Raw genomic sequence first — 8,200 nt, 5'->3', positions numbered from 1 at the left:
ACTGAGGATCAGAAAGCTTGTTTGAATCGATGTATTTCATCCGCAGATTATGCACGAATGCTAAGAAATCCGGAGTGCAAATATTAACCAAAAAGAAGATCGTTTTTTGATTTATGAAAGAGATCTAATTTGAAAAATATAAATATTCGTTCATCTTTGTGCTAAATATGCAGAGATCTGGTTGATAAAACTACATTTGAAATTTTGTGACAAAAATCTGCGAAAAAGCTGGTTTTTCAACTTTCGGCTATAAAATCATAATACTAATCATGATTATTTTGAAAATTGATAGTGAATATATAACAAAATAACCTTGTCGAAATCTGCTTTTAGATTCATTAATTTTCAGTTTTCCATTACAATTGTGGGGTTTTGAAATTTATGCTTAGATTTACAATTAATTAGAGGACGTATCTGTGAGCAAAGACACTATCGTTGCCCTACATGCAGAGCACCAAGGTCGCTGGAAAAACCGTGAAGAAATCGCGGAACGTATGATTGCCCTAGTAGGTCAGTTATATCGTGAAAAAAACATCGTAGCTACAGTATACGGTCGTTCTTTAATTAACCGTTCGGTTATCCAAATTCTTAAAGCGCATCGTCGTACTCGCGTACTTGACGTTGAACTTTCAGTTGTGAACACTTTCCCAATTCTTGAAGCTTTGGCGAAAATCGAAAACATCGGTACTGCTGAAATTGATCTTGGCAAACTTGCTGTTGAGTTCAAAGAAAAAGGCGGTGATGTTGACGCATTCGTTGCTGACGCTGTGAAATCACTTGAAGGCAATGCAACTAACGTTGAAAACCGTGATGTTGTACTTTACGGTTTCGGTCGTATTGGTCGTATCCTTGCACGTTTGATGATCAGCCAATCTGGTTTAGGCCGTGGTCTTAACCTTAAAGCAATCGTTGTTCGTAAATCATCTGACGGTGACTTAGAAAAACGTGCGTCTTTGTTACGTCGTGACTCTATTCATGGTCCATTCGCAGGTACAATTTCTGTTGATGAAGAAAATGAAGCAATCATTGCTAACGGTAACTTCATCAAAGTGATCTATGCGTCTAACCCATCTGAAGTTGATTACACTGCTTACGGTATTAACAATGCACTTGTAATCGATAACACAGGTAAATGGCGCGATTCTGAAGGTCTTGCACAGCACCTTAAATGCGCTGGCGCTGCACGTGTAATTCTAACTGCACCTGGTAAAGGTGATATGAAGAACGTTGTATATGGTGTGAACCAAGCAGACATCCTTGATGAAGATACAATCATCTCTGCTGCAAGCTGTACAACAAACGCGATCACACCAACACTTAAAGTGTTAAATGACAAATACACAGTGATTAATGGTCACGTTGAAACAGTTCACTCGTTCACAAACGACCAAAACTTGATCGACAACTACCATAAAGCTGACCGTCGTGGCCGTGCTGCAACATTGAACATGGTTATTACTGAAACAGGTGCTGCTAAAGCTGTTGCTAAAGCGCTTCCTGCTCTTCAAGGTAAATTGACTGGTAACTCAGTACGTGTACCTACTCCAAACGTATCTCTTGCAATTTTGAACCTTACTTTGGGTCAAGATGTTGACCGTGAAGAAGTGAATGAATACATTCGCCAAATTTCAATCAACTCTAACCTTCAAGGTCAAATTGGTTATACAAACTCAACTGAAGTTGTATCGTCTGACTTTATCGGTTCACGTACTGCTGGTGTGTTTGACGCTCAAGCGACAATCGCTTCTGGTAACCGTTTAACTGCTTATGTTTGGTACGATAACGAAGTGGGTTATAGCTGCCAAGTATTGCGTATTGCTGAGCAAATGGGCGGCGTAAGCTATCCAAAAGTTCCTGCTGAAACTAATGCTTAATTAGTTCACGCTGTAAAAAAAGGGCCTCATTTGAGGCTCTTTTTTTATCTAAAGAGTATGGGTTAAAAACTTAAGGCATAGATGACGAATGGATTGATCAAAAGCATCAAAATGTCTTGTTTTTTCTGCCACTGTTAGATGAGTGCGAGTCATTTATAATGAAAAAGCCGACTAAAATATTCAAGTTTTAAGTTAATGAAATTATTAAAGAAATAAATACAAAAAATTGCAAACTGGTTTGGGTAATGTGTTCAAAATAAAGCTGTAAAAATAAAAAAGCAAAAGGAATTTAGTTTGCAAGCAAAGCACATGCTCAGTGGATTGGCATTTATTGTGTTTGCTGCACTCTGTGGTGTACTCATCGCCATTTGGGTGTTTAAGCACTTTAATATTTATATCCCGCTAGAAAATCAAAACGTCAATATCGACCTGCAAGAGCCATTACAAGCCGAAGTCAAAATTCATGATGCCTTGGATGTGGACGTGACAGGGCGGGTGAATGCTGAAATTCCGATACATGAAAATTTAAATATTCCCTTAACTCAAACGCTGACACCACGGGTGTATTTTGATAATCAAGTCCCGATCAAGACCACGATTCCAGTGCGTGAAACTTTGAAAGTGAATCAAAACCTTCCTGTGAATACCAAAGTGACAGTTAAAGTCATGGGGCAGGATGTGACTCTGCCGCTCAAAGGTGATATCCCGATACAATTGGATATTCCAGTGAATATGAATGTGCCTTTGGAACAAAAAGTACATTTAAAATTTGATGCGCCAGTCAAAACCGTGCTGAAAGAAAACCTACATATTCCACTCAATGCAAATTTAAAAACCAACATTCCTATTGAAGGTAATTTGAATGTTCCAATTAAAACGGCATTAAAAGCGACAGTGGATGTGCAAAATACGTTGCCGGTTCAACTTAAAAAGGGTGAATTGGTAATTCCACTAAAAACAATGCAACTCAACAGAGAGCATGCCAAAACTGAAGCGAAAGCTCAGGAGTAAGCCATGTGGATATTTCAATCGGCGAAGCGCATCATTTTAAGTTTTATCGCAGTTGCGTTATTGGTTGCGGTGCTATTTTGGATGTATTTAAATATTTATGCGTCGATGCAAGTACGTGCAAAAAATGCTGATATTCAATTGTCGCATTCACTACCCACTAAAATTTCCGTTGGCAATTATTTGCAAACGCAGTCCATCGGGGCGTTGGATACGCAGATTGCTTTAGATCGGAAGCTGCAACTACCCTTGAAGGGAAAATATCTGGCAGATTTGCAGTTTAGTGTAGAGGTTCCCATTTCTGTTGATATTGATTATTCCACCAATATTCAAATTAACCAGACGATGCCACTTGAGGCGACCACAGATTTGGTGATTAAAAATAAACTAGTGCCGAAATTTCCGTTAAAAATGGACATTCCTGTCAAGTTAGATGTGCCTTTTCATTTGAAAAGAACCTATAACATTCCTATTCGAATTAATTTTAATGGCCCTGTGTATTTTGAGTTTAATGAAAAAGTTGATTTGCATGTGGTACATCAGTTTGCACCACAGCTAAAACTGAATGACCCGATGACCATGCGAAAAATTGCAACCTTTAATGCCACGATGTACAACGCAGAGCGTAATACCAAGGCAAATTTAGATATGAATATGGATTTGCCGATAAAAAATGTACATCCATAAGCATGATTCAACTCAAAAAAAGCCCGAATTAATTCGGGCTTTTTTGTGGGTTCGATCTTATTTTAAAGCAGCTTCAACAGCACTACGTAGAGAAGTAGTTGGGTGACCGAGTAACTGTTCCAAGTCCTTACGATCACTTTGCATCGCACCGCTAATGCTATTGATATCGGCATCGACGATCACATCTACAAGACCAGCAGGTAAGCCAGCTTGTAATAGGCCTTGTGTGTAGTCTTCTGCAGTTAAATTTTGATAGTGAACATTTTGACCTGAAACTTGCTGTAGGGTTTGGGCAAGCTGTGCCAATGTGAAACTGTCTGAGCTTGCAAGTTCATAGGTTTTATTTTCATGACCAGAGCTTGTAAGTACTTTTGCAGCAGCTTCAGCATAGTCAGCACGGGTCGCTGCATTAATTTTTCCATCCTTTGCTGCACCAAATAAGGTACCTGTTTCAACCACATGCCCTACAGCGGCAAGATAGTTTTCGACATACCAGTTATTTCGTAAGAAGGTATAGGTTAAACCACTAGCTTGAATCAGACTTTCTGTTTCACGATGTTCTTGAGATAAACCCAATGGTGACGTATCTGCACGTAACAGGCTGGTATAAGCAAGATATGGAACTTTCGCTTCTACTGCAGCATCAATTACGGCTTTGTGTTGTGGAGTACGCCGACCGATTTCATTGGCGGAAATGAGTAATAATTTATCGACACCTTGTAGTGCAGGAACAAGTGTATCTGGTTGATCATAGTCAAAATGACGCAGTTCGATGCCTTGAGCTTGTAGGGATGCTGCTTTTTCTGGCGAGCGAACTAAAGCGATGATGTTTTCGGCTGCGGTTTCTTTCAATAAAAATTTAAGGACCAATTGGCCTAGTTGACCTGTTGCACCTGTAATTGCGATTTTCATATTTAAACCCTCTGATTGTTGAATAAATGATCTTGATGGTTGAATCTTAATCTGTTAACTTACTAAATGTAAGTACGTACCAAAAAGTAAGTTAGTGACTTTGAGGAAAGATTTAATGAACACATACGCTACAAGTAAATTATTAGGTCAAGTTTTATCCACTGATTGTCCATCTCGAGAAATATTGGAACATCTCACCAATAAATGGTCAGTATTAGTTTTGCGTTGTTTGACTGAAGGGGTACACCGTTTTAGTGAACTTAAGCAGCGGATCGAAGGGGTGAGCGAAAAGATGTTGGCTCAAACGCTGAAAATGCTCGAGCAAGATGGTTTTATCTTACGGACAGTCTATCCAGTCGTGCCACCCAAAGTTGAATATCAACTGACTTTAATGGGCTCACAGGCTGCAGAAAAGTTAATGCATCTGATTGGTTGGGTTGAACGAACCTTGCCTGAAATTATTGAAGCTAAGGAAAATGCACGTAAATAGCTTTCGGAAATGGGGAGTGAAATTCGTTTGCCATTTATCAAAGGTATTTTGATGATGAGCTAAAGATTTTCGAGCGAGGTGCGGATTTTCCTAAAAATTTGCATCAGTACCAAGATAAATGAAATTTATAGTATTGCTGAATAATATTGTTCGAGAAATTCTTTAAAATATGGCAGAATAAGCGGTTTTAAAGTTTTTAGAGGATTGGCAAATATGCGCTTTGTTGATGAAGCAGTCATTACCGTAGAGGCTGGCGACGGTGGCAATGGCGTAGCCAGTTTTCGCCGTGAAAAATTCGTACCATTTGGTGGTCCAGATGGTGGTGATGGTGGTCGTGGCGGTAACGTATACGTTCAAGCCGACAACGACACAAGTACCCTAGTAGATTATCGTTATACACGTAAATTCCGTGCAGAACGTGCTAAAAATGGTCGTGGAGCGAACTGCTCAGGCCGTGGCGGTGAAGATACCGTATTGCTCGTTCCAGTGGGCACAACAATTGTAGATACAGAATCTGGCGATATCATCGGCGACTTAGTGGCTGACGGTCAGCGTGTGTTAGTGGCAGCAGGTGGTGAAGGTGGTTTGGGTAATACTCACTTCAAATCTTCAACCAACCGTTCTCCACGTAAATGTACACACGGCTCAAAAGGCGAATTTCGTGAAATTCGTCTTGAATTAAAAGTACTCGCAGACGTTGGTTTGTTGGGTATGCCAAATGCGGGTAAATCAACCTTTATCCGTGCAGTTTCAGCAGCAAAACCAAAAGTTGCAGATTATCCATTTACCACTATGGTGCCAAATCTAGGTGTGGTTGATGCCGATAGTCACCGTTCATTTGTAATGGCGGATATTCCGGGTCTAATCGAAGGGGCTGCAGAAGGTGCAGGTCTAGGTATTCGATTCCTGAAACACTTGGCTCGTACACGTATTTTATTACACATTGTAGATGTTCAACCGATTGATGGTTCTGACCCTGCGTACAATGCAAAAGCAATTTTGGAAGAGTTGAAAAAATTCTCCCCAACACTTTCAAAATTACCTGTTGTATTGGTACTCAATAAAGTAGACCAATTGGCGGCTGAAACGCGTGATGAATGGTGTGATCACATTCTCGAAGAGTTACAGTGGAAAGGCCCTGTATTCAAAACTTCAGGTTTAACGTTTGAAGGTACTAAAGACGTTGTGTACTACCTGATGGATCAAATTGAAGAACAGCGCGAACGCGAAACTGAAGATCCTGAATATGCTGCAGAAGTTAAAGCATTCCGTGATCAGCTTGAAGCTGAAACACGTGAGCAAACACTTGCTGCGAAAGAAGCATATCGTGAAATGCGTCGTCAACAACGTCTGGCAGGTCAAGGTGAAGACTTTGATGATGAATTTGAAGACGGTGATGATGAGGCAGAATCGTACTACGTACGTTAATTGCTGAATAAGTGTCAAAGCAAACAAGTCTGAGGACAAGATGATAGAAGTGGTAGATGGGCAACGTCAGCTCAAGGGTTGTAAACGTATCGTTGTTAAAATCGGATCATCACTACTCACAGCAAACGGAAAAGGGTTAGATCTGGATGCAATCTCGCATTGGGCGGGACAAATTGCAGAACTACACAATGCAGGACACGAGATCATTCTTGTGTCTTCCGGTGCTGTGGCTGAAGGGATGGTTCGTATGAATTTGGACAACCGACCCACAGATCTACCCAGTCTACAGGCTTGTGCTGCCATTGGTCAGATGGGCTTAATTCATACTTGGTCTAGCGTATTAGAACAACGTTCGATACGCACAGCGCAAGTGTTGTTAACGCATGATGACTTGGCAGACCGTCGTCGCTATTTAAACTCATGTGATGCTTTGCAGCATTTGATCGATTGGCGTGTGATTCCTGTGATCAATGAAAATGACACAGTGTCGACTGACGAAATCCGCTTTGGCGATAACGATACTTTAGCTGCGATGGTGGCTGGACAGGTTCATGCAGACCTCTTGGTGATTCTAACTGACCAAGAAGGTATGTTCGACTCTGACCCTCGTTCCAATCCAGATGCAAAACTGTTTCATACAGTACGCGCAATGGATGAATCATTATTCGATATGGCTGGTAGCGGCGGTAAATTCGGTCGTGGCGGTATGTTGACCAAAGTTCGTGCGGCACGTTTAGCAGCCAAGTCTGGTTGTCCAACAGTCATTGCGAGCGGTGATAGCGATAATGTGCTTTCACGTGTGATGGCAGGTGAATTACTCGGTACCTTATTCATTACGGATAATGACCGTGTCACAGCTCATCAACAATGGTTAGCTGCACATTTACAAACAGCGGGTCGTTTAGTAATTGATGATGGCGCAGTCAAAGCCATTCGTGATAATCACCGCAGTTTATTACCTGTCGGTGTGAAAGCGGTTGAAGGGCATTTCGAACGTGGTGATGTGGTGGAATGTGTCGATACACAAGGTCATCGAGTTGCCGTTGGTCGTGTAAACTTCAGTTCACGTTCGGCAGAAATCGTTAAAGGTTTGGCCTCAGATAAAGTTCATCAAGTTTTAGGGGAAGCCCGATCACTTGAAATGATCCATCGCAATCATATGTCAATTTACTAAATTGAAAGATCAAAATCCCGCTTCCGAGCGGGATTTTTTATGGCATGTCATTTGAATATAACGATAAAAATAGAAATAAGAGGAAAATAATATGAGCTAAATTTAATATTTAAACCTTCAAGATCTAAAAGATGAGCAGGCTCAACTGTGCGAATTATTGGCACAATGTGTGCAAGATGGTGCATCACTGGGTTTTTTAGCTAAAGAATCTAAGTCGCACTATGATGAATATTGGTCTGCTGTGACAAAGGATATTCAAAAGCATAAAACCTTTTTGTGGGCGGCGCTACAAAGCGGTGAAATTGTGGGCACAGTACAATTGGTTCGTGCCACCAAAGCCAATGCACTGCATCGTGCTGAGATTGAAAAACTTATGGTGCATCCAAAGGCACGTCAAAAAGGCATTGCTCATCAACTATTCACACTTGCAGAAGATCAAGCAAAACACTTGAACTTGAAATTACTTGTACTTGATACGCGTACAGGCGATGTCTCTGAAAAGCTATATGAAAAATTTAACTTTATAAAAGCTGGGATCATCCCGCAATTTGCATTGAGCCATACAGGTACAATAGATTCAACGACATTATTTTATAAATTATTAGTTTAAGTTGAAACGGATAGATA

The 8,200-nt window shown here is 40.7% G+C and carries 8 protein-coding genes; 7 read left to right on the top strand and 1 reads right to left on the bottom strand.

Annotation, left to right across the window (positions count from 1 at the left end):
- Positions 1 to 416: 416 nt before the first annotated feature.
- The 3 genes from FTV38_RS14005 (at position 417) to FTV38_RS13995 (ending at position 3,569) form a co-directional block, all read left to right on the top strand.
- Positions 417 to 1,874 carry a glyceraldehyde-3-phosphate dehydrogenase gene (locus FTV38_RS14005; RefSeq protein WP_111885541.1) on the top strand — a complete coding sequence of 486 codons (1,458 nt, stop codon included), beginning with the start codon at positions 417 to 419 and terminating at the stop codon, positions 1,872 to 1,874.
- A 309-nt stretch (positions 1,875 to 2,183) separates the two neighbouring features.
- Positions 2,184 to 2,885, top strand: coding sequence for an MFS transporter (locus tag FTV38_RS14000; protein ID WP_180022814.1), 702 nt, complete (start codon positions 2,184 to 2,186; stop codon positions 2,883 to 2,885).
- Positions 2,886 to 2,888: 3 nt separating this feature from the next.
- Positions 2,889 to 3,569: a hypothetical protein gene (locus FTV38_RS13995; protein WP_180022812.1), complete on the top strand. Its 681-nt coding sequence runs from the start codon at positions 2,889 to 2,891 to the stop codon at positions 3,567 to 3,569.
- 57 nt (positions 3,570 to 3,626) lie between these two features.
- Here FTV38_RS13995 and FTV38_RS13990 read toward each other — a convergent pair whose 3' ends face one another.
- Positions 3,627 to 4,481: an SDR family oxidoreductase gene (locus FTV38_RS13990; RefSeq protein ID WP_180022811.1), complete on the bottom strand. Its 855-nt coding sequence runs from the start codon at positions 4,479 to 4,481 to the stop codon at positions 3,627 to 3,629.
- Between the two features lie 115 nt (positions 4,482 to 4,596).
- Between FTV38_RS13990 and FTV38_RS13985 the strand changes: the two genes are divergently transcribed.
- The 4 genes from FTV38_RS13985 (at position 4,597) to FTV38_RS13970 (ending at position 8,183) form a co-directional block, all read left to right on the top strand.
- Entirely contained in the window at positions 4,597 to 4,971 is a 375-nt protein-coding gene (locus FTV38_RS13985; RefSeq protein WP_078191873.1) for a helix-turn-helix domain-containing protein, read from the top strand.
- 213 nt (positions 4,972 to 5,184) lie between these two features.
- Positions 5,185 to 6,399 (top strand): Obg family GTPase CgtA, encoded by a 1,215-nt coding sequence (gene cgtA / locus FTV38_RS13980; protein ID WP_180022810.1) that lies wholly within the window; start codon positions 5,185 to 5,187, stop codon positions 6,397 to 6,399.
- 40 nt (positions 6,400 to 6,439) lie between these two features.
- The gene (gene proB, locus FTV38_RS13975) at positions 6,440 to 7,573 is read left to right on the top strand and encodes a glutamate 5-kinase (protein ID WP_180022809.1); all 1,134 of its coding nucleotides are present in this window, start codon (positions 6,440 to 6,442) and stop codon (positions 7,571 to 7,573) included.
- Between the two features lie 169 nt (positions 7,574 to 7,742).
- Entirely contained in the window at positions 7,743 to 8,183 is a 441-nt protein-coding gene (locus FTV38_RS13970; protein ID WP_180022808.1) for a GNAT family N-acetyltransferase, read from the top strand.
- Positions 8,184 to 8,200: the final 17 nt, after the last annotated feature.

Source organism: Acinetobacter sp. YH16044 (assembly GCF_013417145.1).
Lineage (GTDB): Bacteria > Pseudomonadota > Gammaproteobacteria > Pseudomonadales > Moraxellaceae > Acinetobacter > Acinetobacter amyesii.
This window is presented reverse-complemented; position numbering and strand designations above follow the sequence as displayed.

Coding starts and splice junctions, on each gene's coding strand:
- FTV38_RS14000 (WP_180022814.1), top strand. CDS start 2,184: ATGCTCAGTGGATTGGCATTTATTGTGTTTGCTGCACTCTGTGGTGTA.
- FTV38_RS13995 (WP_180022812.1), top strand. CDS start 2,889: ATGTGGATATTTCAATCGGCGAAGCGCATCATTTTAAGTTTTATCGCA.
- FTV38_RS13990 (WP_180022811.1), bottom strand. CDS start 4,481: ATGAAAATCGCAATTACAGGTGCAACAGGTCAACTAGGCCAATTGGTC.
- FTV38_RS13985 (WP_078191873.1), top strand. CDS start 4,597: ATGAACACATACGCTACAAGTAAATTATTAGGTCAAGTTTTATCCACT.
- cgtA (WP_180022810.1), top strand. CDS start 5,185: ATGCGCTTTGTTGATGAAGCAGTCATTACCGTAGAGGCTGGCGACGGT.
- proB (WP_180022809.1), top strand. CDS start 6,440: ATGATAGAAGTGGTAGATGGGCAACGTCAGCTCAAGGGTTGTAAACGT.